General features: G+C 60.2%; 21 protein-coding genes. 16 read left to right on the plus strand and 5 right to left on the minus strand.

All coding sequences use genetic code 11. From position 1 onward, the window contains the following. Positions 1-19 precede the first annotated feature (19 nt). The 5 genes from NR164_RS17495 to map all read right to left on the minus strand — a co-directional run bounded on the left by NR164_RS17495 (position 20) and on the right by map (position 6,507). Positions 20-802: a M12 family metallopeptidase gene (locus NR164_RS17495; protein WP_079442986.1), complete on the minus strand. Its 783-nt coding sequence runs from the start codon at positions 800-802 to the stop codon at positions 20-22. 113 nt (positions 803-915) lie between these two features. Further along, complete coding sequence (locus NR164_RS17500) at positions 916-1,629, minus strand: M12 family metallopeptidase (protein WP_256823032.1); 714 nt, start codon at positions 1,627-1,629, stop codon at positions 916-918. 89 nt (positions 1,630-1,718) lie between these two features. Further along, positions 1,719-2,918 carry a succinyldiaminopimelate transaminase gene (gene dapC / locus NR164_RS17505; protein WP_046490180.1) on the minus strand — a complete coding sequence of 400 codons (1,200 nt, stop codon included), beginning with the start codon at positions 2,916-2,918 and terminating at the stop codon, positions 1,719-1,721. Positions 2,919-2,957: 39 nt separating this feature from the next. Continuing rightward, entirely contained in the window at positions 2,958-5,660 is a 2,703-nt protein-coding gene (locus tag NR164_RS17510; RefSeq protein ID WP_046384468.1) for a [protein-PII] uridylyltransferase, read from the minus strand. A 64-nt stretch (positions 5,661-5,724) separates the two neighbouring features. Continuing rightward, positions 5,725-6,507, minus strand: coding sequence for a type I methionyl aminopeptidase (map, locus tag NR164_RS17515; protein ID WP_017844739.1), 783 nt, complete (start codon positions 6,505-6,507; stop codon positions 5,725-5,727). Between the two features lie 387 nt (positions 6,508-6,894). Here map and rpsB point away from each other — a divergent pair, with 387 nt between their 5' ends. The 16 genes from rpsB to dnaE all read left to right on the plus strand — a co-directional run bounded on the left by rpsB (position 6,895) and on the right by dnaE (position 25,128). Next, entirely contained in the window at positions 6,895-7,632 is a 738-nt protein-coding gene (gene rpsB, locus NR164_RS17520) for a 30S ribosomal protein S2 (protein ID WP_017844740.1), read from the plus strand. A 191-nt stretch (positions 7,633-7,823) separates the two neighbouring features. Further along, positions 7,824-8,687: a translation elongation factor Ts gene (tsf, locus tag NR164_RS17525; RefSeq protein ID WP_046384467.1), complete on the plus strand. Its 864-nt coding sequence runs from the start codon at positions 7,824-7,826 to the stop codon at positions 8,685-8,687. 210 nt (positions 8,688-8,897) lie between these two features. After that, on the plus strand, positions 8,898-9,641 hold the full coding sequence (gene pyrH, locus NR164_RS17530; protein WP_003172271.1) for a UMP kinase: 744 nt from the start codon (positions 8,898-8,900) through the stop codon (positions 9,639-9,641). Beyond that, positions 9,638-10,195, plus strand: coding sequence for a ribosome recycling factor (gene frr, locus NR164_RS17535; RefSeq protein WP_046384466.1), 558 nt, complete (start codon positions 9,638-9,640; stop codon positions 10,193-10,195). Before pyrH ends, frr begins: the two co-directional genes overlap by 4 nt. 16 nt (positions 10,196-10,211) lie before the next feature. Then, entirely contained in the window at positions 10,212-10,967 is a 756-nt protein-coding gene (gene uppS, locus NR164_RS17540) for a polyprenyl diphosphate synthase (protein WP_017844743.1), read from the plus strand. Beyond that, positions 10,967-11,773, plus strand: a complete 807-nt coding sequence (locus NR164_RS17545; protein ID WP_193039390.1) for a phosphatidate cytidylyltransferase — start codon at positions 10,967-10,969, stop codon at positions 11,771-11,773. Before uppS ends, NR164_RS17545 begins: the two co-directional genes overlap by 1 nt. Beyond that, positions 11,770-12,960, plus strand: a complete 1,191-nt coding sequence (ispC, locus tag NR164_RS17550) for a 1-deoxy-D-xylulose-5-phosphate reductoisomerase (protein WP_017844745.1) — start codon at positions 11,770-11,772, stop codon at positions 12,958-12,960. The genes NR164_RS17545 and ispC overlap by 4 nt, the downstream gene beginning before the upstream one ends. Before the next feature lie 53 nt (positions 12,961-13,013). After that, positions 13,014-14,366, plus strand: coding sequence for a sigma E protease regulator RseP (rseP, locus tag NR164_RS17555; protein ID WP_256823033.1), 1,353 nt, complete (start codon positions 13,014-13,016; stop codon positions 14,364-14,366). 74 nt (positions 14,367-14,440) lie between these two features. Next, on the plus strand, positions 14,441-16,828 hold the full coding sequence (gene bamA, locus NR164_RS17560) for an outer membrane protein assembly factor BamA (protein ID WP_046384464.1): 2,388 nt from the start codon (positions 14,441-14,443) through the stop codon (positions 16,826-16,828). A gap of 44 nt (positions 16,829-16,872) precedes the next feature. Then, complete coding sequence (locus NR164_RS17565) at positions 16,873-17,376, plus strand: OmpH family outer membrane protein (protein ID WP_003172279.1); 504 nt, start codon at positions 16,873-16,875, stop codon at positions 17,374-17,376. Positions 17,377-17,379: 3 nt separating this feature from the next. Beyond that, on the plus strand, positions 17,380-18,435 hold the full coding sequence (gene lpxD, locus NR164_RS17570; protein WP_017844748.1) for a UDP-3-O-(3-hydroxymyristoyl)glucosamine N-acyltransferase: 1,056 nt from the start codon (positions 17,380-17,382) through the stop codon (positions 18,433-18,435). 110 nt (positions 18,436-18,545) lie between these two features. Next, positions 18,546-18,986 (plus strand): 3-hydroxyacyl-ACP dehydratase FabZ, encoded by a 441-nt coding sequence (gene fabZ, locus NR164_RS17575; protein ID WP_003172281.1) that lies wholly within the window; start codon positions 18,546-18,548, stop codon positions 18,984-18,986. Further along, a complete protein-coding gene (lpxA, locus tag NR164_RS17580; RefSeq protein ID WP_046384462.1) occupies positions 18,983-19,759 on the plus strand; it encodes an acyl-ACP--UDP-N-acetylglucosamine O-acyltransferase in 777 nt (258 codons plus the stop codon). The genes fabZ and lpxA overlap by 4 nt, the downstream gene beginning before the upstream one ends. A gap of 2 nt (positions 19,760-19,761) precedes the next feature. Next, positions 19,762-20,901, plus strand: a complete 1,140-nt coding sequence (gene lpxB / locus NR164_RS17585; RefSeq protein ID WP_017844750.1) for a lipid-A-disaccharide synthase — start codon at positions 19,762-19,764, stop codon at positions 20,899-20,901. Further along, entirely contained in the window at positions 20,898-21,530 is a 633-nt protein-coding gene (rnhB, locus tag NR164_RS17590; protein WP_256823034.1) for a ribonuclease HII, read from the plus strand. The genes lpxB and rnhB overlap by 4 nt, the downstream gene beginning before the upstream one ends. Before the next feature lie 76 nt (positions 21,531-21,606). Continuing rightward, positions 21,607-25,128, plus strand: a complete 3,522-nt coding sequence (dnaE, locus tag NR164_RS17595) for a DNA polymerase III subunit alpha (protein ID WP_046384461.1) — start codon at positions 21,607-21,609, stop codon at positions 25,126-25,128. Positions 25,129-25,171 lie beyond the last annotated feature (43 nt).

Consider the following 25,171-nt stretch of genomic DNA (forward strand, 5'->3'; position numbering starts at 1 on the left):
GCGCTGAGTGTGCAGTGTTTTAAACGGTGCAGTCTGAGTCGGCATCACGAAAGCGTGGATGACGGATCACGGCGGGCATGGGCGCCGCTTGAGGGTAGGTTTTTTTGGCCCAGGCAATGTCTCCGTCACTCAGTGACCTGTTCTCGCTGTGCGCCCGCTTTCCATTGGTCTGGTCCGGGCTGACAGCGTAGTGCATGACCGAGTCAGGGTCATAAGGCAGCAAGTCATAAGCGCTGCTGCGAGTCAGCGGCAGGACGTTGTCCTCCACCTCATGCGGGTTGGGGGTGTTGCGGTAGGTCTGGTGGATGGTTTCACGGTTCCACGGAATGTTGGCATCGGGGTGCTGGTGGGCGTGATGGGCACCGAGCATATGCCCGAATTCATGCAGGACGGTGTCTTCGAAGCGGGGCGCGTTGTGATCCATGGGCAGGCTCATGGTCGGCAGCCCGAACGGAATGTTGCGCGCATCGGTGCCTATGGATGAAGCGCCGCCGTTATCGCCCGGCGGATTCTGCGCAATACGGATATCGCCTCTCGCCCCCGAGACAAAATCAAACTTCAGGTTGATATGGGGCAGCCAACGGCTGGCGGCTTTTTTCACGGCCAGCACGTATTCGTCGTCCACCCCATACTCATACATGGCGATCGTGAGCGTAGTGTTCTGGGGCCAGTATTTGCCCGGCTCGCCGACATTGCGTCGACGTCTCGAAAGACTGTGCGTTGGCGTAGCGCTATCGGTGCTTTCGCCAGGCGACCAGTGCGTGCCAGGCTGATACGAGGCTTCGGGGGCGGGGTTTATCATTGAGCGTTTCCTGCGGCAGGTCGAGACGAGGCACTGGTTGATTCGTGCCAATTGCAGGAAAGTTCCCGGCGGTGTTGAGTGAATACGTGAGCCGATGTTTACCCCTGGGCCCGCTACGTCGGGTTGACCGGGGGGTACAGCGTTCTGATCGTTTGCTTGTCGCCCGCGGAAAGGGTTGTGTTTTTAGGAATGGCCTGGCCGTTGCGCCTCAATGCTGCCGGAATTTCATAATGCATCACGGACTGTGGATCGTATGGGGTGATCTGCAGGCCGGGCCGGTTGTCTGGCTCAAGGATATGCTCGCGTACCATGGCTTCGTTGAAAGAGTCGCTGGTGTAGTAGTCATACACTTGGGGGCTGTCCCAATCCAGGCTGTTCTGCGGGTGTTGGTGTTCGTGCAATAACCCGAGGGCGTGGCCGAATTCGTGCAGGGCCGTACTGCGCAACTTCTTCGAGTCGTCGGTCCGGTTGAGGTGCATCGTGGGTTGATCTTCATCGATGCGCTTGGCCTCTGTGCCAATGGCGGACCAATTGCCCTTGAGCCCTTCATCGTCAGAAATACGAATATCGCCCGTCTTGCCTTCGACGATATTGAAGCGCAGGGCCGGCGTGTGGTGGGCCCATTCGCGGATAGCGTCCACCACCAGCGCTTTGCTTTTTTCGCTGCTCAGGTCGAGCGCAACGGTGACCACGCCGGCCGGCCAGCGCTTGTCGCTGTCGGCGATGCCTCTTTTGGTTCGCCCGGCGGATTCGGGAGGGGAGGTGTGGTTATTCGGGAGCGGCTCATAAGCGGGGGGAGGGGCGAGCGACGGGGGGATTAGGCTCATAGGCATTACTCGTAGGAAGTTTGCCTATTGGTGGTGAGCGAGTGAACAAGGTTCCCGCACTGTGCGACACAGTGCGGGATGTGGCGAGGTTACTTCCTGCGTTGAATGAAATCGCGAATGCGCTCAGCCGCTTCCACGCACTCCGCCAGTGGTGCAACCAATGCCATGCGAACGCGCCCGGCGCCTGGGTTGACGCCGTCCACCTCCCGCGACAGGTACGAACCGGGTACTACGGTCACGTGTTCTTGCACAAACAGATCGCGACAGAAGGCGGCGTCGTCACCCTCTACATTCGGCCACAGGTAGAAACCACCATCGGGGGCTTGTACGTCCAGCACCGGCTTGAGGATCGCCAGCACGGCGTCGAATTTTTCCCGATACAGGTCGCGGTTGGCCTGGACGTGGGCTTCGTCCTGCCAGGCGGCGATGCTTGCCAGTTGGGTTTGCACGGGCATCGCGCAGCCGTGGTAGGTGCGGTACAGCAGGAAGGCCTTGAGGATGTCGGCGTCGCCGGCCACGAAGCCGGAGCGCAGGCCCGGCAGGTTGGAGCGCTTGGACAGGCTGTGGAACACCACGCAGCGTTTGAAGTCCTGGCGGCCGAGTTCGACGCAGGCGCTCAACAGGCCCGGCGGCGGGCTTTGTTCGTCGAAGTACAGCTCGCTGTAGCACTCGTCGGCGGCAATCACGAAGTCGTATTCGTCGGCCAGGGCGATGAGCTTTTTCAGCGTGTCGACCGGGATCAGCGCGCCGGTCGGGTTGCCGGGGGAGCACAGGAACAGGATCTGGCAGCGCTTCCAGACGTCTGGCGACACGGCGTCGAAATCCGGGTTGAAGCCATTGGCGTCCAGGCACGGCAGGTAGTGCGGCTTGGCGCCGGCCAGGAACGCCGCGCCTTCATAGATCTGGTAGAACGGGTTCGGGCTTACCACCAGCGCGTCGTCACTGCGATTGACCACGGCTTGGGTGAAGGCGAACAGTGCCTCGCGGGTGCCGTTGACCGGCAGGATGTTACGCGCCGGGTCCAGCCAGCCCTTGGGTACATTGAAGCGGCGTTCGCACCAGGCCGCGATGGCTTCGCGCAGCGCCGCAATGCCCAGGGTGGTCGGGTACACCGCCATCTGGTCGAGGTTATTGCTCAACGCCTCAGCGACGAAGGTCGGCGATTTATGCTTGGGCTCGCCGATGGACAGCGCGATCGGACGTTTGTCCGGGTTCGGCGTGACGCTGCCGAGCAGGGCGCGCAGTTTTTCGAACGGGTAGGGCTGCAACTGGTTCAGGGCGTTGTTCATCGGTGGATCTCGTGCAAGGCGTTAAAAACTGGGCGGGTATCAAATCGTCAGGCGCGTCAGCTCGACCCCGGGCTCCTGGTGAACGCTCAACTGCTGGACGATTGCATCCTGCAGGCGGCGGCACAGTTCGGGGTCGGACAGCGGCTGGTTGTCGGCGTCGGTAATGAAGAACACGTCTTCCACGCGCTCGCCGAGGGTCGCAATCTTGGCGTTCTGCAACGACAGGTCGAACTCCAGGAAAATCCCGCCGATCCGCGCCAGCAGGCCCGGGCGATCCGGCGCGCTGAGTTCCAGCACGGTTACCGGGCGCTGGGCGTCGTTGGAAATGGTCACCTGGGGCGCAAACGCAAAATGCTTGAGCTGGCGTGGCACGCGGCGCTGGATGATGGTCGGGTAGTCGTCCGGGTTGCGCAACGCCTCGGTCAGGCCTTCGCGGATCTTTTTCACCCGCGCCGGGTTATCGCCGATGGACTCGCCTTCGGTGTCGAGCACGATGTAGGTGTCGAGGGTGAACTGGCTGCTGGAGGTGATGACCCGGGCGTCGTGGATGTTCAGGTTGAGCTGGTCCATGGCCGCCACGGTCACGGCGAAGAAGTCGTGCTGGTCGGGGGCGTAGATGAAGATCTGCGTGCCGCCTTCGAACTCGCGTTGGGTCGTCTCTTTGATCAGCACCAGCGGGCCGCCATCGGCCGGTTGCTGCAGGATTGCATCGCTGTGCCAGGCCACGTCGCCGGCGGTGTGGCGCAGGAAGTAATCGTCGCCCAGTTGCGACCACAATTGTTCGACGTCGTCCGGGTCGTTGCCGCCGCGCACCAGGATATCCAGGGCCGCGCTTTGGGTGCGGCGGATCTGTTCTTCGCGGTCCACCGGGTTTTCCAGGCCCCGGCGCAGGGCGCGCTTGGTCTCGGTGTACAGCTGGCGCAACAGGCTCGCGCGCCAGGAGTTCCAGAGGGTCGGGTTGGTGGCATTGATATCGGAAACCGTCAGCACATACAGATAGTCGAGACGGGTTTCATCGCCGACGATCCCGGCGAAGTCGTGGATCACCTGCGGGTCGGACAGGTCCTTGCGCTGGGCGGTCGTCGACATCACCAGATGGTTCTGCACCAGCCAGACAATCAGGCGGCTGTCCCACAACGGCAACTGGTGACGCTGGCAGAACGCCTCGGCATCGACTGCACCGACTTCCGAGTGATCGCCGTGGCGGCCTTTGCCGATGTCGTGGTACAGGCCGGCCAGGTAGATCAGTTCGGGTTTGGGCAGCTTGGCCATCAGCTTACTGGCCAGCGGGAATTTCTCTGACACCTGGGTGTACTGCAGCTTACGCAGGTGCTTGATCAGGTTCAGGGTGTGGGCGTCGACGGTGTAGATGTGGAACAGGTCGTGCTGCATCTGCCCGACGATAAAGCCGAACTCCGGCAGGTAACGCCCGAGGATGCCGTAGCGGTTCATCCGCCGCAGGTTGCGGTGGATGCCGATCTTGCACTTGAACAGCTCGATGAACAGGCTGGTGTTGCGGATGTCGTTGCGAAAGTCATCGTCGATCAGGTGACGGTTTTCTCGCAGCAGGCGAATCGTATCGGCGCGCACGCCTTTGATTTCCGGCTGCTGGGCCATCAGTACGAAAATTTCCAGCATGGCAAACGGCGTGCGGCGGAACACGTTGTCGTTGCGCGCCTCGATATAGCCGTCGTGCAGCTGGAAACGCGGGTTGATCGGCTGCGGCGGCGCTTCGTCTTCCGGGGCCAGGATCACTTCTTCGAAGTGCTGGATGATCAGGTCGCTGAGCTGGGCGATGCTCATGACCACCCGGTAGTACTGCTGCATGAAACTTTCGATGCTGGTCTTCGCGTCTTCGCCCTCGAAACCCAGCAGGGTGGCGATGGAGCGCTGATGGTCGAACAGCAGGCGGTCTTCGGCACGCCCGGCGAGCATGTGCAGGGCGTAGCGCACTTTCCAGAGGAATTCCTGGGACGAGGCGAGCAGGGCGTTTTCGCTTTCCACCAGAAAGCCTTCACCGGCCAGGGCGCGCAGGTTCAGGGTGCCGTACTGGCGACGGGCGACCCACAAGATCGTCTGGATATCGCGCAAGCCCCCCGGGGAGCCTTTGACGTTGGGTTCCAGGTTGTATTCGGTGTCGTTGTACTTGTGGTGCCGGGCTTTCTGCTCGGCGCGCTTGGCCAGGAAGAACTCCTTGCTCGGCCACATGTGCGCGGTGCTGGTGACTTCGAGCATGCGTTGGCGCAGACGCTCGGGACCGGCGATGGTGCGGCTTTCCATCAGGTTGGTGATGACGGTGAGGTCGGCGCGGGCTTCTTCGCCGCATTCGGCCACCGAGCGCACGCTCTGGCCGACTTCCAGGCCGATGTCCCACAGCAGCGTCAGAAAACGCTCGATGGAATCGCGAAAGATCTCATGGTCGGCGCTGTCCAGCAGGATCAGCAGGTCGATGTCCGAGTAGGGGTGCAGCTCGCCGCGGCCGTAGCCGCCGACCGCCACCAGGGCGATATCGGCGTCTTCGCTCCAACTGAACTGTTCCCAGGCCTTTTGCAGGATGTTATCGACGAACCAGGCTCGGTCCTCGATCAGCCGACGGATGTCCCGGCCGCTGCGAAAGCGCTCGTCGAGCACCTCGCGGGCCTGGCGGATAGCCTTCTTGAAGGCGGCGATAGGGCTGGCCTTCAGCGCCAGTTCGGCCTGGAACTGGCCACGGTCGAAGAGTTCGGGATCCACCTGGGGCATCGTTCGGCTTTCCTTTCTATCTATCAGTCAGTCACAACACAGTCTGGGAAAACCAGGGCAGCCGTTACGCCGAGATGCGTGGGATGGTGTCGTCCGCGCGCAGGGTGAAGATCTCGTAGCCGGTGTCGGTGACCAGCAGGGTGTGTTCCCACTGGGCGGAGAGCTTGCGGTCCTTGGTGATGGCGGTCCAGCCGTCGCCCAGCACCTTGGTGTCGGCCTTGCCCTGGTTGATCATCGGCTCGATGGTAAAGGTCATGCCGGCTTTGAGTTCCATGCCGGTGCCGGCGCGGCCGTAGTGCAGGATCTGCGGCTCTTCGTGGAACACCTTGCCGATGCCGTGGCCGCAGAACTCACGGACCACCGAGAAGCCGTTCTTTTCAGCGTGCTTCTGGATCACTTCACCGATATCGCCCAGGCGGCAGCCGGGTTTGACGATTTCAATGGCCTTGTACATGCATTCCTGGGTCACCTGGGACAGGCGCTCGGCCCAGACCGGCACGGTGCCGACATGGAACATGCGGCTGGTATCGCCGTGGTAGCCGTCTTTGATGACGGTGACGTCGATGTTCAGGGTGTCGCCGTCTTTCAGCGGTTTGTCGCCGGGAATCCCGTGGCAGACCACGTGGTTGATCGAGGTGCAGATCGACTTGGGGAAGCCCTTGTAGTTCAGCGGGGCAGGGATAGCTTTTTGCACGTCGACTATATAGTCGTGGCAAATGCGGTCCAACGTTTCGGTGGTGACGCCGGGCTTGACGTGTTCGGCAATCATTTCCAGCACGTCGGCCGCCAGTTTGCCGGCAACGCGCATGCCGGCAATGTCTTCGGCGGTTTTCAAGGTAACGGTCATACAGGCTCTCTCTAGCGCGAGGCGCTGAAATCAATACGGTTTACGGGTGTGCGACAAAAGGTTGCAGAATTCGCACAAGCCCTGAAAAACGCGATTCTACCAGACGCGGGCGGCAAACCATGAGCGTCTGGCCATCGGTTATCTCTATAAGGTGGGGCTATAGTGGCGCGATTCAAAGGGTTGCGCAAAAGTCGTTGGCGGCAAATGTGATTGCGGGTTTCGTTTTTTCCCTTCGTGTGGTATAAAATGCGCCGCTTTCCGGGGATACCCCGCGAAGCTTAAATCCACACACGTGTCGACACGATGACCTGGGTGCCGGAGGCCTTGATGCCGCTGGTTGGTCATTGGGATGCGTGGAGGCCAAACCCGACTTATTAAGGAACTATCATGTCCCAAGTCAACATGCGCGATATGCTGAAGGCCGGTGTGCACTTCGGTCACCAGACCCGTTACTGGAACCCGAAAATGGGTAAATACATTTTCGGCGCGCGTAACAAGATCCACATCATCAACCTTGAAAAAACCCTGCCAATGTTCAACGAAGCTCTGACTTTCGTAGAGCGTCTGGCCCAGGGCAAAAACAAGATTCTGTTCGTCGGCACCAAGCGTTCCGCTGGCAAGATCGTTGCTGAAGAAGCAGCACGTTGCGGTTCGCCGTACGTCGATCACCGCTGGTTGGGCGGCATGCTCACCAACTTCAAAACCATCCGTGCTTCCATCAAGCGTCTGCGTGACCTTGAAGTGCAAGCCGAAGACGGTACTTTCGCCAAGCTGACCAAGAAAGAGGCGCTGATGCGTACTCGCGACCTGGAAAAGCTCGATCGTTCCCTGGGTGGTATCAAGGACATGGGCGGGCTGCCTGACGCACTGTTCGTTATCGACGTTGATCACGAGCGCATTGCGATCACCGAAGCCAACAAGCTGGGCATCCCTGTTATCGGCGTAGTCGATACCAACAGCAGCCCAGAAGGCGTTGACTACATCATCCCAGGCAACGATGACGCCATCCGCGCTATCCAGCTGTACATGGGTTCGATGGCTGACGCTGTCATCCGCGGTCGCAACCACGTTGCTGGTGGTACCGAGCAGTTCGCTGAAGAAGCTCCGGTAGCCGCAGCTGAGTAATTGACGCCCTGGCGTTGACTCAGTAAGCAAAAAGGGGGCTTGGCCCCCTTTTTGCCCCCTCGAAAACCATTTGTCGGCAGCGCAGCTACAACATCTGTAACGTGCAGCGGCCTACAAGGGTGATTCGGGAAGAATTGATCGCCCGTTTGATCGGGTGGAATGGTTGAAAACCTATCCAAGAGGATTTTGAAATGGCAGAGATTACTGCAGCGTTGGTTAAAGAACTGCGTGAGCGTACCGGCGAAGGCATGATGGATTGCAAAAAGGCCTTGACCAAGGCTGGCGGCGACATCGAAAAAGCCATTGATGACATGCGTGCTTCGGGCGCCATCAAGGCTGCCAAGAAAGCAGGCAACGTTGCTGCTGAAGGCGCCATCGCGCTGAAGGAAGACGGTAAATCCGCAGTTCTGCTGGAAGTGAACTCGCAGACCGACTTCCTGGCTCTGCAGGACGACTTCAAGGCATTTGTTGCTGCCAGCATTGAGAAAGCGTTCGCTGACAAGCTGACTGACGCCGCTCCGCTGATCGCCGCTCAAGAAGCTGATCGCCTGGTACTGGTCGGCAAGGTTGGCGAAAACGTCAACATCCGTCGCCTGGCTCGCGTTGAAGGTGATGTTGTCGGTGGTTACCTGCACGGCAACAAGATCGGCGTTGTGGTTGCCCTTAAAGGCGGCAGCGTTGAGCTGGCCAAAGACATCGCTATGCACGTAGCGGCCAGCAACCCTGAATTCCTGCTGCCATCGGAAGTGTCCGCTGAAGCCATCGAACGCGAAAAAGCCGTGTTCCTGAGCCTCAACGCTGACAAGATCGCGGGCAAGCCAGAAAACATCGTTGAAAACATGATCAAAGGCCGTATCAGCAAGTTCCTGGCTGAAGCGAGCTTGGTTGAGCAGGCGTTCGTCAAGAACCCTGAAATCAAGGTTGGCGAACTGGCCAAGAAAGCCGGTGCTGAAATCGTTTCCTTCACTTACTACAAAGTAGGCGAAGGCATCGAGAAGCCGGTCGACAACTTCGCTGAAGAAGTTGCTGCCCAGCTGGCTGCCGCCAAGCAATAAGACGGTTTTCAACTGTCGCCCGAAAGAGGCTGCCCGCTCACGCGCGCAGCCTCTTTTCAAATGGGAAGGCTAATTTTATTTGGCTTCCCTTCGGAACTGGCTTACAAAGCCGTGTTCCGATGGCGCTGTGATAGCGTCCAGCTAGAGTGAACGCAAGCCGTAAACGGCTCGCCAAGAATTTTTTAAAATACGCCGCAGGAGAGATTCGCAATGGCTCAGCAGGGCAGTGGTTATCAGGCTCGCTATAAACGCATTCTACTCAAGCTCAGCGGCGAGGCCCTGATGGGCTCGGAAGAGTTCGGGATCGATCCCAAGGTACTCGACCGCATGGCGCTGGAAGTTGGCCAATTGGTCGGCATCGGCGTGCAGGTCGGCCTGGTGATTGGCGGTGGCAACCTGTTCCGCGGTGCCGCACTGAGTGCGGCGGGCATGGACCGGGTCACCGGCGACCACATGGGCATGCTGGCCACTGTGATGAACGCCCTGGCCATGCGCGATGCCCTGGAGCGCGCCAACATCTCGGCGATCGTGATGTCGGCTATTTCCATGGTAGGCGTGACCGATCACTATGACCGTCGCAAAGCCATGCGCCACCTGAACGCCAAGGAAGTGGTCATCTTCGCCGCCGGTACCGGCAACCCGTTCTTCACCACCGACTCGGCCGCATGCCTGCGTGCGATTGAAATCGATGCTGACGTCGTGTTGAAAGCGACCAAAGTCGACGGCGTATACACTGCAGATCCATTCAAAGACCCGCATGCCGAGAAGTTCGATCATCTGACCTACGATGAAGTGCTGGATCGCAAGCTGGGCGTGATGGACCTGACGGCAATTTGCCTGTGCCGCGACCACAAGATGCCGCTGCGCGTATTTAACATGAACAAGCCCGGCGCCCTGCTGAACATCGTACACGGCGGCGCGGAAGGCACTCTGATCGAGGAAGGCCAACAATGATCAACGAAATCAAGAAAGACGCCCAAGCGCGTATGCACAAATCCCTGGAGTCTCTGGCCCATGCATTCGGCCAGATTCGTACAGGCAAGGCGCACCCCAGCATTCTGGGTAGCGTGATGGTGCCGTACTACGGTGCGGACACCTCCATCACCCAAGTGGCCAATATCACCGTAAAAGACTCGCGCACCCTGCAAGTCGTTGCCTTCGAGCGCAACATGCTCGCGGCGGTCGACAAGGCGATCCAGAGCGCCGGCCTGAACCTCAACCCGACCAACCTGGGCGAGTTGCTGCTGATTTCCATGCCTGCCCTGACTGAAGAAACCCGCAAGGGCTTCACCAAGCAGGCGCGCAGCGCAGCAGAAGATGCACGTGTTGCCGTGCGCAACATCCGTCGCGATGCCCTGGGCGAGCTGAAGAAGCTGGTCAAGGACAAGGAAATCAGCGAAGACGAAGAGCGCCGTGCGGCGGCTGACATCCAGAAGCTGACCGACAAGGCCGAAGCTGATATCGATGCGGCCACCAAGCAAAAAGAAGCGGACTTGATGGCCGTATAAGGGTCAGGGCGCTTTCATGGAAAAGACCAAGCAGACTGTGCCCTCCGTGGTGCCGCGCCATGTCGCGATCATCATGGATGGGAATAATCGCTGGGCGAAAAAACGCTTCCTGCCTGGCGTCGCCGGGCACAAAGCGGGTGTCGATGCGGTACGGGCAGTGATCGAGGTGTGCGCCGAGGCCAAGGTCGAAGTGTTGACCTTGTTCGCGTTTTCCAGTGAAAACTGGCAGCGCCCGGCCGAGGAAGTCAGTGCCTTGATGGATCTGTTCTTCAGGGCCCTGCGTCGTGAGGCCAAGCGCCTCAACGACAACAACATCACGCTGCGCATCATTGGTGATCGCTCGCGGTTCCACCCGGAGCTGCAAGCGGCCATGCGTGAGGCTGAAGCCATTACCGCCGGCAGTAACCGTTTTGTGCTGCAGATTGCCGCCAACTACGGTGGCCAGTGGGACATCGCCCAGGCTGCGCAACGGCTTGCCCGCGAAGTGCAGGCCGGCCACCTGCAGCCGGACGAAATCACGCCCGAACTGTTGCAGACCTGCCTGGTTACCGGCGACCTGCCGCTGCCGGACTTGTGCATCCGTACCGGTGGCGAGCACCGCATCAGTAATTTCCTGTTGTGGCAGTTGGCCTATACCGAGCTGTATTTCTCCGACCTGTTCTGGCCGGACTTCAAACACGATGCCATGCGTAAAGCGCTGGCCGATTTCGCTTCCCGTCAGCGTCGCTTCGGTAAAACGAGCGAGCAGATCGAAGCTGGAGCCCGGGTTTAATGCTTAAACAACGAATCATCACTGCACTGATCCTGCTGCCGATTGCCTTGTGTGGCTTTTTTCTGCTCGACGGATCCGGCTTTGCGCTGTTCATCGGCCTGGTCGTGACGCTCGGTGCCTGGGAATGGGCGCGCCTGGCCGGCTTCAGTGCGCAGTTGCCGCGGGTGGTGTATGCCGCCATCGTGGCGCTGTTGCTGTTCCTGATGTACATCCTCCCGGATCTCGCTCCTTGGGTGTTGGGTGCGGCAGTGCTGTGGTGGGCGTTGGCGACCTTCCTGGTGTTGACTTATCCGCGCACCAGCAGCCAGTGGTCCAGTGTTGCCTGCAAGCTGGTGATCGGCTTGTTGATTCTGCTGCCGGCCTGGCAAGGGCTGGTGGAGATCAAGCGTTTTCCGATCGGCAATGAGTTGATCCTGGCGGTGATGGTGTTGGTCTGGGGTGCCGATATCGGTGCCTACTTCTCCGGTCGGGCCTTCGGCAAGCGCAAGCTGGCGCCGGCGGTCAGCCCGGGCAAGAGCTGGGAGGGCGTGTACGGCGGCCTGGCCTTGACCTTGGTGATCACGCTCGTGGTCGGTGTTGTGCGTGGCTGGTCGGTGAAAGAGGTGTGCCTGGCCTTGCTGGGCGCGGCCATCGTCGTATTGATCTCGGTCGTGGGCGACCTCACCGAGAGCATGTTCAAGCGCCAGGCCGGGATCAAGGACAGCAGTAATCTGTTGCCGGGCCATGGCGGCGTGCTGGACCGTATCGACAGTCTGACCGCTGCGATCCCGATCTTTGCCGTGCTGTTGTGGATGGCTGCGTCGTGAGCCGCCTGCAACAGGTCACCGTGCTGGGCGCGACCGGCTCGGTAGGGTTGAGCGCCCTGGATGTGATCGCGCGCCACCCGGAACGCTATCAAGTTTTCGCATTGACCGGCTTCTCTCGCCTGACTGAGCTGCTGGCGCTGTGCGTGCGCCATGCGCCACGTTTTGCCGTCGTGCCTGGGGTCGCCGCCGCGCGAGGCTTGCAGGATGACCTGCGCGCCGCCGGCCTGGCTACTCAGGTGCTGGTGGGCGAGGAAGGGTTGTGCCAGGTGTCGGCCGATGCCGAGGTGGATGCCGTGGTGGCGGCCATCGTCGGCGCCGCTGGCTTGCGCCCGACCCTGGCCGCCGTCGATGCGGGCAAGAAGATCCTGTTGGCTAATAAAGAAGCGCTGGTCATGTCCGGCACACTCTTTATGCAGGCGGTGCGCAAGAGCGGGGCGGTATTGCTGCCGCTCGACAGTGAGCACAACGCGATTTTCCAGTGCATGCCCGGCGATTTTGCCCGCGGCCTGAGCCAGGTCGGTGTACGCCGGATTTTGCTGACAGCATCCGGTGGGCCTTTTCGCAAAACTCCGCTGGCGGACCTGGAGCATGTGTCTCCGGATCAGGCGTGCGCCCATCCGAACTGGTCCATGGGGCGCAAGATCTCCGTGGATTCGGCCAGCATGATGAACAAGGGGCTGGAGTTGATCGAGGCCTGTTGGTTGTTCGATGCGCGGCCCGATCAGGTCGAGGTGGTGATTCATCCGCAAAGTGTGATTCATTCCCTGGTCGACTATGTGGATGGCTCGGTGCTGGCGCAGTTGGGTAACCCCGACATGCGGACGCCGATCGCCAATGCCCTGGCCTGGCCTGAGCGGATCGATTCTGGTGTTGCACCGTTGGACCTGTTCGCGATTGCACGCCTGGACTTCGAGGCGCCGGACGAGCAGCGCTTTCCATGCCTGCGCCTGGCGCGGCAAGCTGCGGAGGCGGGCAACAGCGCGCCAGCGATGCTCAATGCGGCTAACGAGGTGGCGGTGGCGGCGTTTCTCGAACAGCGCATCCGCTTTCCGCAGATCGCGAGTATCATCGAGGATGTCCTGAGTCTTGAACCCGTGGTGGCTGTGAATGATCTGGGGGCAGTGTTCGAGGCGGATGCCAAGGCCCGCGCCCTGGCCGAACAATGGTTGAACCGCAACGCGCGTTAGTCTTTGGGCGTGTTTGCGTCTTCAGGCACTGGATTGGAATGCGGAGAAATTAGATGAGTGCGCTTTACATGATTGTCGGCACCCTGGTTGCTCTGGGTGTGCTGGTTACCTTCCACGAATTCGGCCACTTCTGGGTGGCGCGTCGTTGCGGCGTCAAGGTACTGCGCTTTTCCGTTGGTTTCGGCATGCCGTTGCTGCGTTGGCACGACCGCCGCGGCACCGAGTTCGTGATCGCGGCCATCCCCTTGGGCGGCTACGTCAAGATGCTCGATGAGCGCGAAGGCGAAGTGCCGGCGGATCAACTGGATCAGTCCTTCAATCGCAAGACCGTTCGTCAGCGCATCGCTATTGTCGCCGCCGGCCCGATCGCCAATTTCCTGTTGGCCATGGTGTTCTTCTGGTTCCTGGCCATGCTCGGCAGCGAACAGATACGCCCGGTGATCGGAGCGGTTGAAGCGGACAGCATGGCGGCGAAGGCGGGATTGGTCGCCGGGCAGGAAATTGTTTCCATTGATGGCGAACCAACCACCGGTTGGGGCGCGGTCAATTTGCAGTTGGTACGTCGCCTGGGCGAAAGCGGCACCGTCAAGGTGGTGGTGCGCGAGCAGGACTCTTCCGCCGAGCCCCCGCGTGAACTGGCCCTCGACCATTGGCTCAAGGGGGCCGATGAGCCGGACCCGATCAAGTCCCTGGGCATTCGCCCATGGCGCCCGGCCTTGCCGCCGGTGCTCGCCGAGCTCGACCCGAAAGGCCCGGCCCAGGCCGCAGGTCTGAAAACCGGCGACCGCCTGCTGGCCCTCGATGGCCAGGCGCTGGGCGACTGGCAGCAAGTGGTCGACCTGGTGCGTGTACGGCCTGATACCAAAATTGTGCTGAAAGTTGAGCGCGATGGTGCTCAAATCGACGTCCCCGTAACCCTGGCGGTTCGCGGGGAAGCCAAGGCGGCCGGGGGTTACCTCGGTGCCGGCGTGAAAAGCCCGGAGTGGCCGCCGTCGATGATGCGCGAAGTCAGTTTCGGGCCGTTGGCGGCAATTGGCGAGGGTGCGAAACGCACTTGGACCATGAGCGTGCTGACTCTCGAATCGCTCAAGAAAATGTTGTTCGGCGAGCTCTCGGTAAAAAACTTGAGTGGGCCGATAACCATTGCTAAAGTGGCGGGCGCTTCTGCCCAGTCGGGTGTCGCGGATTTCCTGAATTTCCTGGCTTATCTGAGTATTAGCCTGGGTGTTCTGAATTTGTTGCCCATTCCAGTATTGGATGGGGGGCATCTGTTGTTTTATCTGGTCGAGTGGGTGCGTGGTCGCCCCTTGTCGGATCGGGTGCAGGGTTGGGGGATACAGATCGGTATCAGTTTGGTGGTCGGGGTGATGTTGTTAGCCTTGGTCAACGATCTGGGACGACTGTAACGCTTCGCTGAATTGCGAATCTGCCGCATTTTGCGGCAGTTTGTTTATTGCCAGTTGGAATAAGAAAGGACTTCATGAAACGTCTGCTGCTAACTGCGGTTCTCACCGTATTGATGATCGCCGAAGTTCACGCCGAGTCCTTCACTATCTCCGATATTCGCGTCAACGGCCTCCAGCGGGTTTCCGCGGGTAGCGTCTTTGGTGCCTTGCCGTTGAACGTCGGGGAACAGGCTGATGACCGTCGCCTGGTGGAATCCACTCGTGCGCTGTTCAAAACGGGGTTCTTTCAAGATATCCAACTGGGTCGCGAAGGTAACGTCCTGGTCATCACCGTCGTCGAGCGACCTTCAGTCGCCAGTATCGAGATCGAGGGTAACAAGGCGATCTCCACTGAAGACCTGATGAAGGGCCTCAAGCAATCCGGCCTGGCCGAGGGCGAGATCTTCCAGCGCGCCACCCTCGAGGGTGTGCGTAACGAGCTGCAACGCCAGTACGTTGCCCAGGGCCGCTACTCCGCGACCGTGGAAACGGAAGTGGTCCCGCAGCCTCGTAACCGTGTCGGCCTCAAGGTCAACATCAACGAAGGCACCGTGGCGGCCATTCAGCACATCAACGTGGTGGGCAACACCAAGTTCCCTGATGAAGACCTGATCGGCCTGTTCGAACTCAAGACCACCAACTGGCTGTCGTTCTTCAAGAACGACGACAAGTACGCCCGTGAAAAACTCTCCGGTGACCTGGAGCGCTTGCGTTCCTACTACCTGGACCGTGGCTATATCAACATGGATATCGCTTCGACCCAGGTGTCCATCACCCCTGACAAGAAGCACGTGTACATCACCGTCAACGTCAACGAGGGTGAGAAGTACAAGGTCCGCGACGTCAAGCTCAGCGGCGACTTGAAAGTGCCTGAAGACCAGGTCAAGGCCCTGTTGCTGGTGCAGAAAGACCAGGTGTTCTCGCGCAAGCTGATGACCACCACGTCCGAACTGATCACCCGTCGCCTGGGTAACGAAGGCTATACCTTCGCCAACGTCAACGGCGTGCCGACCCCGCACGATGACGACCACACCGTGGACATCACCTTCGTGGTCGACCCGGGCAAGCGTGCCTACGTGAACCGCATCAACTTCCGTGGCAACACCAAGTCTGCGGACGAAGTGCTGCGTCGTGAAATGCGTCAGATGGAAGGTGGCTGGGCGTCGACCTACTTGATCGACCAGTCCAAGACCCGTCTTGAACGCCTGGGCTTCTTCAAGGAAGTCAACGTCGAAACCCCGGCCGTACCGGGTGTGGACGACCAGGTTGACGTGAACTACGCCGTTGAAGAACAAGCCTCGGGCTCGATCACCGCCAGCGTCGGTTTCGCACAGAGTGCCGGCCTGATTCTCGGTGGTTCGATCACCCAGAACAACTTCCTCGGTACCGGTAACAAGGTTTCCATCGGCCTGACCCGCAGCGAATACCAGAGCCGCTATAACTTCGGTTATGTCGACCCCTACTGGACCGCTGACGGTGTGAGCCTGGGCTACAACGCCTTCTATCGCACCACCGACTACAAAGACCTCGACGTTAACGTTGCCAGCTATGCGATCGACAGCCTGGGTGCCGGCGTCAACATCGGTTACCCGATCAGTGAGACCTCGCGTCTGACCTTCGGCCTGACCGCGCAGCAGGATGAGATCAAGACCGGTGTGTACACCGTGGATGAGATCTTCGACTTCACCCGTCGCGAAGGCGACAAGTTCCTGAACTTCAAGGCGTCTGCCGGCTGGTCCGAGTCGACCCTGAACAAAGGCGTACTGGCCACTCGCGGTCACTCCCAGAGCGTGACCCTGGAAGCCACCACGCCGGGCAGCGACCTGTCGTTCTTCAAGCTCGACTACCGTGGCCAGTTGTTCCAGCCTTTGAGCGACAACTACACCATGCGCCTGCACACTGAACTGGGCTATGGCGACGGTTATGGTTCGACCAACGGCTTGCCGTTCTATGAGAACTACTATGCAGGTGGTTTCAACTCGGTTCGCGGCTTCAAGGACAGCACCTTGGGTCCTCGTGGTACCCCTAGCCGTGGCGCTGGCGTGACCGGTAACACCGGTACCGTGGCGGATACGGACACTAGCGCACTGCCATTCGGTGGTAACGTGCTGATCCAGGGTGGTGCCGAGATCCTGTTCCCACTGCCGTTCGTGAAAGATCAGCGGTCCCTGCGTACTTCGGTTTTCTGGGATGTGGGTAACGTATTCGACTCCAAGTGCGATCAGGTCACCAACCCGACTGGCGTGAAGTCCAATACCCAGTGTAACGAAGTAAGCCTCAGCAACCTGGCGAGCTCCGTAGGTGTTGGCGTGACGTGGGTGACTGCGCTTGGTCCGTTGAGCTTTGCTCTGGCTATGCCAATCAAGAAACCGGATAACGCTGAAACCCAGATTTTCCAATTCTCCCTCGGCCAGACGTTCTAAGCGTCTGACCCAAGATAACGACAACGGATCTGTAGGAGTACATCGTGCGTAAGTTGACTCAATTGGTTCTGCTGGCCACTGTGCTGGTAACCACCCCGGCCTTCGCCGAGATGAAAATCGCTGTCCTGAACTATCAGATGGCCCTGCTGGAATCCGACGCGGCCAAGAAGTACGCGGTGGATGCCGAGAAGAAGTTCGGTCCGCAACTGACCAAGCTCAAAACGTTGGAAAGCAGTGCCAAGGGCATCCAGGATCGTCTGGTAGCCGGTGGCGACAAGATGCAGCAAGGCGAGCGCGAGCGCCTGGAGCTTGAATTCAAGCAAAAGGCCCGTGACTACCAGTTCCAGTCCAAGGAGCTGAACGAAGCCAAGGCTGTTGCCGACCGCGAAATGCTCAAGCAGCTCAAGCCGAAACTCGACAGCGCTGTGGAAGAAGTCATCAAGAAAGGTGCCTTTGACCTGGTGTTCGAGCGCGGCGCCGTGATTGACGTCAAGCCTCAATACGACATCACCCGCCAGGTGATCGAGCGCATGAACCAGCTGAAGTAAGCCATGACCGCGACTATCAAGCTCGGCGAGTTGGCCGAGTTCCTGGGAGCCACCTTGCGTGGTTCCCCGGAGAAAGAAATCACTGGGCTAGCCACCTTGCAGGAGGCTGGCCCATCTCAGTTGAGCTTCCTCGCAAATCCCCAATACCGTAAATACCTGGCCGATAGCCAAGCCGCAGCCCTGCTGCTGAAGGCTGCTGACGCCGAGGGTTACGCCGGGGATGCGCTGGTGGTGCCTGATCCGTACCTCGCTTATGCGCGGGTATCCCACCTGTTCGATCCGAAACCCAAGGCGGCTGGAGGGATTCACCCGACGGCGGTGATCGCCGATGATGCCCAGGTTGATCCTGCGGCGAGCATTGGCGCCTTTGCCGTGATCGAAAGTGGCGCGCGCATTGGCGCCGGTGTCACCGTGGGCGCTCAGTGCTTTATCGGCGCACGCTGTGAAATCGGTGCCGATGGCTGGTTGGCGCCCCGCGTGACCCTGTACCACGATGTGCGTATCGGGCAGCGGGTGGTCATTCAGTCGGGCGCGGTGATCGGTGGCGAAGGCTTCGGTTTTGCCAATTCGAAAGGTGTTTGGCACAAGATTGCCCAGGTCGGCGGCGTATTGATCGGCGACGATGTGGAAATCGGCGTCAATACCGCTGTTGATCGCGGGGCTTTGGCCGATACCGTGATCGGTAATGGCGTGAAGCTCGATAACCAGATCCAGATTGCCCACAACGTACAGATTGGCGATCACACCGCCATGGCGGCCTGCGTAGGCATATCCGGCAGCACCAAGATCGGCAAGCATTGCATGCTCGCCGGTGGCGTAGGGCTGGTTGGGCACATCGATATTTGCGACAACGTCTTCATCACCGGCATGACCATGGTCACCCACTCGATTACCGAGCCCGGTGCCTATTCGTCCGGTACCGCCATGCAGCCTGCGGCTGAATGGCGCAAGAGTGCGGCGCGTTTGAGGCACATCGACGACATGGCTCGACGTCTCAAACAGCTGGAAAAGCGTGTTGGGGACGTGACCCCTGGCGGTAATGCTTCATCAGAAGGCTGATACCATTTCCATATCAAGTGTGCACAGCCGCTAGACTGCCTCCTTGATTTGCTAGCGGGGCGTGCGTTTAGTCGCCCGCCCCCAATCTTTATTACAGGCTTCCCCCCGAAATGATGGACATCAACGAGATTCGCGAATACCTGCCTCACCGTTACCCGTTCCTGCTGGTGGACCGTGTAGTGGACCTCAATGTTGAGGAAAAGCGCATTCGTGCCTACAAGAATGTCAGCATCAACGAACCGTTCTTCAATGGTCACTTTCCCGCGCATCCGATCATGCCGGGCGTGTTGATCATCGAAGCAATGGCCCAGGCTGCCGGTATCCTTGGTTTCAAAATGCTCGACCTCAAGCCTGCCGACGGCACGCTTTATTATTTCGTGGGCTCCGACAAGTTGCGTTTCCGCAACCCGGTCACCCCGGGTGACCAGTTGATCCTGGAAGCCAAGTTCATCAGCTGCAAGCGCCAGATCTGGAAGTTCGAATGCCAGGCCTCGGTGGATGGCAAGCCGGTGTGCTCCGCCGAAATCATCTGCGCGGAACGCAAACTATGAGTTTGATTGACCCTCGCGCAATCATCGATCCGTCGGCCGTACTGGCCGCCGACGTTGAGGTCGGCCCTTGGTCGATCGTCGGCGCAGGTGTGGAAATCGGCGAGGGGACTGTCATCGGGCCGCACGTGATCCTCAAGGGACCGACCCGCATTGGCAGGCACAATCGCATCTATCAGTTTTCCTCGATAGGCGAAGACACCCCCGACATGAAGTACAAGGGGGAAGAAACACGCCTGGTAATCGGTGATCACAACATCATTCGTGAAGGCGTGACCATTCACCGTGGCACCGTGCAGGACCGTGCCGAGACCACGTTGGGTGATCACAACCTGGTCATGGCTTACGCGCATATCGGCCACGACAGTGTGATCGGCAACCACTGCATCCTGGTCAACAACACCGCGTTGGCAGGCCATGTACACGTTGACGATTGGGCGATCCTGTCCGGTTTCACCCTGGTGCATCAGTACTGCCACATCGGCGCCCATAGTTTTTCCGGCATGGGCACGGCTATCGGCAAGGATGTCCCGGCGTTCGTCACGGTGTTCGGCAACCCTGCCGAAGCCCGCAGCATGAACTTCGAAGGCATGCGCCGTCGGGGTTTCAGCGACGATGCGATCCACGCCCTGCGTCGCGCCTACAAGGTGGTTTACCGCCAGGGCCTGACGGTTGAGCAGGCATTGGCTGAACTGACCGAGCCGGCAATGTTGTTCCCGGAAGTCGCGGTGTTCCGTGACTCGATCCAGGCGTCGACCCGCGGCATCACGCGCTGATCATGGCCAATCTGCGTATCGCATTGGTCGCCGGGGAAGCTTCCGGCGATATCCTGGGCGCGGGGCTGATGCGGGCGCTCAAGGCCCAGCATCCGGCGGTCGAGTTCATTGGCGTGGGCGGCCCGTTGATGCAGGCTGAAGGCCTCACCTCCTACTTCCCCATGGAGCGCTTGTCGGTCATGGGGTTGGTGGAAGTGCTGGGCCGTCTGCGTGAGCTGCTGGCACGGCGCAAGCTGCTGATTCAGACCCTGATCCAAGAAAAACCTGACGTGTTCATCGGAATCGACGCGCCGGATTTCACCCTCAATATCGAACTCAAGTTGCGTCAGGCCGGGATCAAGACCGTGCATTACGTCAGCCCATCCGTGTGGGCGTGGCGGCAGAAGCGCGTGCTGAAGATCCGCGAAGGCTGTGATTTGATGCTGACCTTGCTGCCGTTCGAAGCCCGTTTCTACGAAGAGAAGGGCGTGCCGGTGCGGTTTGTCGGGCACACGCTGGCCGACACCATCCCGCTGCACGCCGATCGTGCTGCGGCGCGTGCCGAACTGGGCTTGCCGGACGGCCCGCTGGTCGCGCTGATGCCGGGCAGTCGGGGTGGCGAAGTGGGCCGCCTGGGCGCGCTGTTTTTTGATGCCGCCGAGCGCCTGCTGATCATGAAGCCTGGCGTGCGCTTTGTGTTGCCGTGTGCGAGCCCGCAACGTCGCGCACAGATCGAAACCTTGCTGCAAGGGCGCAACCTGCCGTTGACCCTGCTCGATGGTCAGTCGCACCTGGCCCTGGCGGCGTGCGACGCGGTGCTGATCGCTTCGGGTACCGCGACCCTGGAGGCGTTGCTGTACAAGCGTCCGATGGTCGTGGCTTACCGCCTGGCGCCGCTGACCTTCTGGATTCTCAAGCGCATGGTTAAAAGCCCCTACATCTCCTTGCCCAATCTGCTGGCCCAGCGCCTGTTGGTGCCGGAATTGTTGCAGGACGATGCAACGCCCGCAGCCCTGGCGCAGACGCTACTCCCCTTGATCGACGGCGGCGAAGAGCAGACCCGCGGCTTTGACGAGATCCACCGCACCCTGCGGCGCGATGCGTCAAACCAGGCGGCGGATGCCGTGTTGACCTTGATCGGCCATAAACAGGAAGCCCTATGACGACGCAAATGGGGCTGGATTTCAGCCTGGTCGCGCAAGCCCACGAACTGGTGGCCGGCGTGGATGAAGTCGGGCGCGGCCCGCTCTGTGGTGCCGTGGTGACGGCGGCGGTGATTCTTGACCCGAACCGGCCGATCCTCGGCCTCAACGACTCGAAGAAACTCACCGAAGCGCGTCGGGAAAAACTCTTCGACGAGATCTGTGAAAAAGCCCTGAGCTGGCATATCGCCCGGGCCGAAGTCGAAGAAATCGACGAGTTGAATATCCTCCACGCCACCATGCTTGCCATGCAGCGCGCCGTCGAGGGCCTGCATATCACCCCGAAACTGGCGATGATCGATGGCAATCGCTGCCCGAAACTGGCGATGCCGGCTGAAGCGGTGGTCAAGGGTGATAGCAAGGTGCCCGCCATCGCGGCCGCCTCGATTCTGGCCAAGGTCAGCCGTGACCGTGAAATGGCTGCGTTCGAATTGATCTACCCCGGCTACGGCATTGCGGGCCATAAAGGCTACCCGACGCCCGTTCATCTGGAAGCGCTGGCCCGTCTCGGCCCGACGCCGATCCACCGCCGCTCGTTCGGCCCGGTGCGCCTGGCTTACGAACAGCGCGAGAGCCTCAGCGAGGTTTAGTCGCGAGGCTGATGTTTTTGCCCAGGCCCGGTACAATCCCGGGCCTTGTTGTTTCTACGTTTAAGACAGGATCACTATGCCGGCTTCATTCGTTCACCTACGCCTGCACACTGAATACTCCCTGGTCGACGGCCTGGTACGGATCAAACCGCTGGTCAAAACCCTGGTGGGCATGAACATGCCTGCCGTCGCGGTCACCGATCAGAACAACATGTGTTCCCTGGTCAAGTTCTACAAGAACGCCATGGGCGCCGGCATCAAGCCGATCTGCGGCGCCGACCTGTGGCTGTCGAACAAAGACCCGGATAACCCTCTGAGCCGCATCAGCCTGTTGGCGATGAACGGCGTCGGTTATCGCAACCTCACCGAACTGATTTCCCGTGGCTTCATCGACGGCCAGCGCAACGGCGCGGTGATCATCGAGCGTGAGTGGGTGGCCGAGGCCAGCGAGGGCGTGATCATGCTCTCGGCGGCCAAAGAGGGTGAGATCGGGATCGCGCTGCTGGGCGGCAACCCGCAGGAAGCCGAAGTGCTGGCCCGCGAGTGGATGGCCGTGTTCCCTGACCGCTTCTACCTGGAAGTCCAGCGCACCAACCGCCCCAACGATGAAGAACATCTGCACGCCGCCGTGGCCCTGGCCGACAAGCTGGGCGCGCCGCTGGTGGCGACCAACGATGTGCGCTTCATCAAGAAAGAAGATTTCGAAGCCCACGAAACCCGCGTGTGCATCGGCGAAGGGCGGGCCCTGGATGACCCGCGCCGCTCGAAAAACTACAGCGAAGAGCAATACCTCAAAAGCGCCGAGGAAATGGCCGAGCTGTTCAGCGACCTGCCCGAGGCCCTGGAAAACTCCGTCGAGATCGCCAAGCGCTGCAATATCGAAGTGAAGCTGGGCAAGCACTTCCTGCCCAACTTCCCGATTCCCGAAGGCATGACCATCGATGAGTATTTCCGCAAGGTATCGTTCGATGGCCTGGAGGAACGCCTCTCGGTCCTGCTGCCCAAGGACACCACCGAAGATTACGAAGCCAAGCGCCAGGTCTACGTCGATCGGCTGAATTTCGAGCTGGATATCATCATCCAGATGGGGTTCCCCGGTTACTTCCTGATCGTGATGGACTTTATCCAGTGGGCCAAGAGTAACGGCGTGCCGGTCGGTCCAGGCCGGGGCTCGGGTGCCGGCTCGCTGGTTGCCTATGTGCAGAAGATCACCGACCTCGACCCGCTGGAATATGACCTGCTGTTCGAACGCTTCCTTAACCCGGAACGGGTCTCCATGCCCGACTTCGACGTCGACTTCTGCATGGACGGTCGCGACCGCGTGATCGAATACGTGGCCGATAAGTATGGCCGCAACGCCGTGAGCCAGATCATCACGTTCGGTTCCATGGCGGCCAAGGCGGTAATCCGCGACGTGGCCCGGGTGCAGGGCAAGTCCTACGGGCTGGCGGATCGCCTGTCGAAGATGATCCCGTTCGAAGTCGGCATGACCCTGGAAAAGGCCTACGAGCAGGAAGAAATCCTGCGCGACTTCATCAAGGTCGACGAAGAAGCCGCCGAAATCTGGGAGATGGCGCGCAAGCTCGAAGGCGTGGTGCGTAACGTCGGTAAACACGCCGGTGGCGTGGTGATCGCGCCGACCAAGCTCACCGACTTTTCGCCGATCTATTGCGACGAAGAAGGCGATGGCCTGGTGACCCAGTTCGACAAGGACGACGTGGAGGCGGCCGGCCTGGTGAAGTTCGACTTCCTCGGCCTGCGGACTCTGACGATCATCGACTGGGCGCTCAAGACGATCAACCGCGACCGTGCCAAGGTCGGCGAAGCACCGCTGGACATCGCGTTTATCCCGCTGGATGACAAGCCGACCTACAGCCTGCTGCAAAAAGCCGAAACCACGGCGGTGTTCCAGCTGGAATCCCGCGGCATGAAAGAGCTGATCAAAAAGCTCAAGCCCGACTGCCTGGAAGACTTGATCGCACTGGTCGCCCTGTTCCGTCCGGGCCCGCTGCAATCGGGCATGGTGGATGACTTCATCAACCGTAAGCACGGTCGCGCCGAACTGGCCTACCCGCACTCGGACTACCAATACGAAGGCCTCAAGCCGGTGCTGGCACCGACCTACGGCATCATCCTGTACCAGGAACAGGTGATGCAGATCGCCCAGGTCATGGCCGGTTACACCCTCGGTGGTGCGGACATGCTGCGTCGCGCCATGGGTAAGAAAAAGCCCGAGGAAATGGCCAAGCAGCGCGGCGGTTTCATCGAGGGTTGCGCCACCAACAATATCGACGCCGACCTTGCCGGTAACATTTTCGACCTGGTGGAAAAATTCGCCGGTTATGGCTTCAACAAATCCCACTCCGCTGCCTACGGCCTGGTGTCGTACCAGACCGCCTGGCTGAAGGCCCACTACCCGGCGCCGTTCATGGCCGCGGTACTCTCGGCGGATATGCACAACACCGACAAGGTCGTGACCTTGATCGAGGAAGTGCGAACCATGAAGCTGCGCCTCGACGCGCCGGACGTGAACGCCTCGGAGTTCAAGTTCACCGTGAACGACGAAGGCCGCATCATCTATGGCCTGGGGGCGATCAAGGGGGTGGGCGAGGGCCCGGTGGAAGCGATCACCGAGGCGCGCCAAAACGGCCCGTTCAAGGATCTGTTCGATTTCTGCGCGCGGGTCGACCTCAAGCGCATCAACAAACGTACCCTCGATGGCTTGATCCGCAGCGGCGCCCTCGACCGTCTCGGCCCGTATTTCCATGATGAGCCGAAGGCCTACCAGGCGAATATCGACCGCAATCGCGCGGTGCTGCTGACCGCCATGGAAGAAGCGATCAAGGCCGCCGAACAGACCGCCCGCACCCACGACAGCGGTCACGCCGACCTGTTTGGCGGGTTGTTCGTCGAAGAAGACGCGGATGTCTACGCCAACCATCGCAAGGCCAAGGAGCTGACCCTCAAGGAACGCCTCAAAGGTGAGAAAGACACCCTGGGCCTGTACCTGACCGGTCATCCGATTGACGAATACGAAGGGGAAATCCGTCGTTTCGCCCGTCAGCGCATCATCGACCTGAAACCGGCGCGCGACACCCAGACCGTCGCCGGCATGATTATCGCCCTGCGGGTGATGAAAAACAAAAAGGGCGACAAGATGGGCTTTATCACCCTCGACGACCGCTCCGGCCGGATCGAGGCGTCGCTGTTTGCCGATGCGTTCCATTCGGCGCAGTCGCTGTTGCAGACCGACGCCATGGTGGTGGTGGAGGGGGAGGTCAGCAACGACGACTTCTCCGGCGGCCTGCGCCTGCGGATCAAGCGCGTGATGAGCATGGAAGACGCGCGCACCAACCTGGCCGAAAGCCTGCGCTTGAAGGTCAAGACCGAGGCGCTCAAGGGCGATCAGCTGCGCTGGTTGGGGGACTTGCTCAAACGCCACCGTGGCGCATGCCCGGTGACCATGGAATACACCGGTAACGACGCCAAGGCCATGCTGCAGTTCGGCGAGACCTGGCGAATTGATCCCGCTGATGGCTTGATTCAAGCATTGCGTGACCAGTTCGGTCGTGACAACGTCTTCCTCCAATACCGTTGACGATCAGGTGATGGCAAATAGCCTGATCTCGACCAAACATTTA

The organism is Pseudomonas sp. Pse79 (assembly GCF_024519615.1).
Taxonomy (GTDB): domain Bacteria; phylum Pseudomonadota; class Gammaproteobacteria; order Pseudomonadales; family Pseudomonadaceae; genus Aquipseudomonas; species Aquipseudomonas veronii.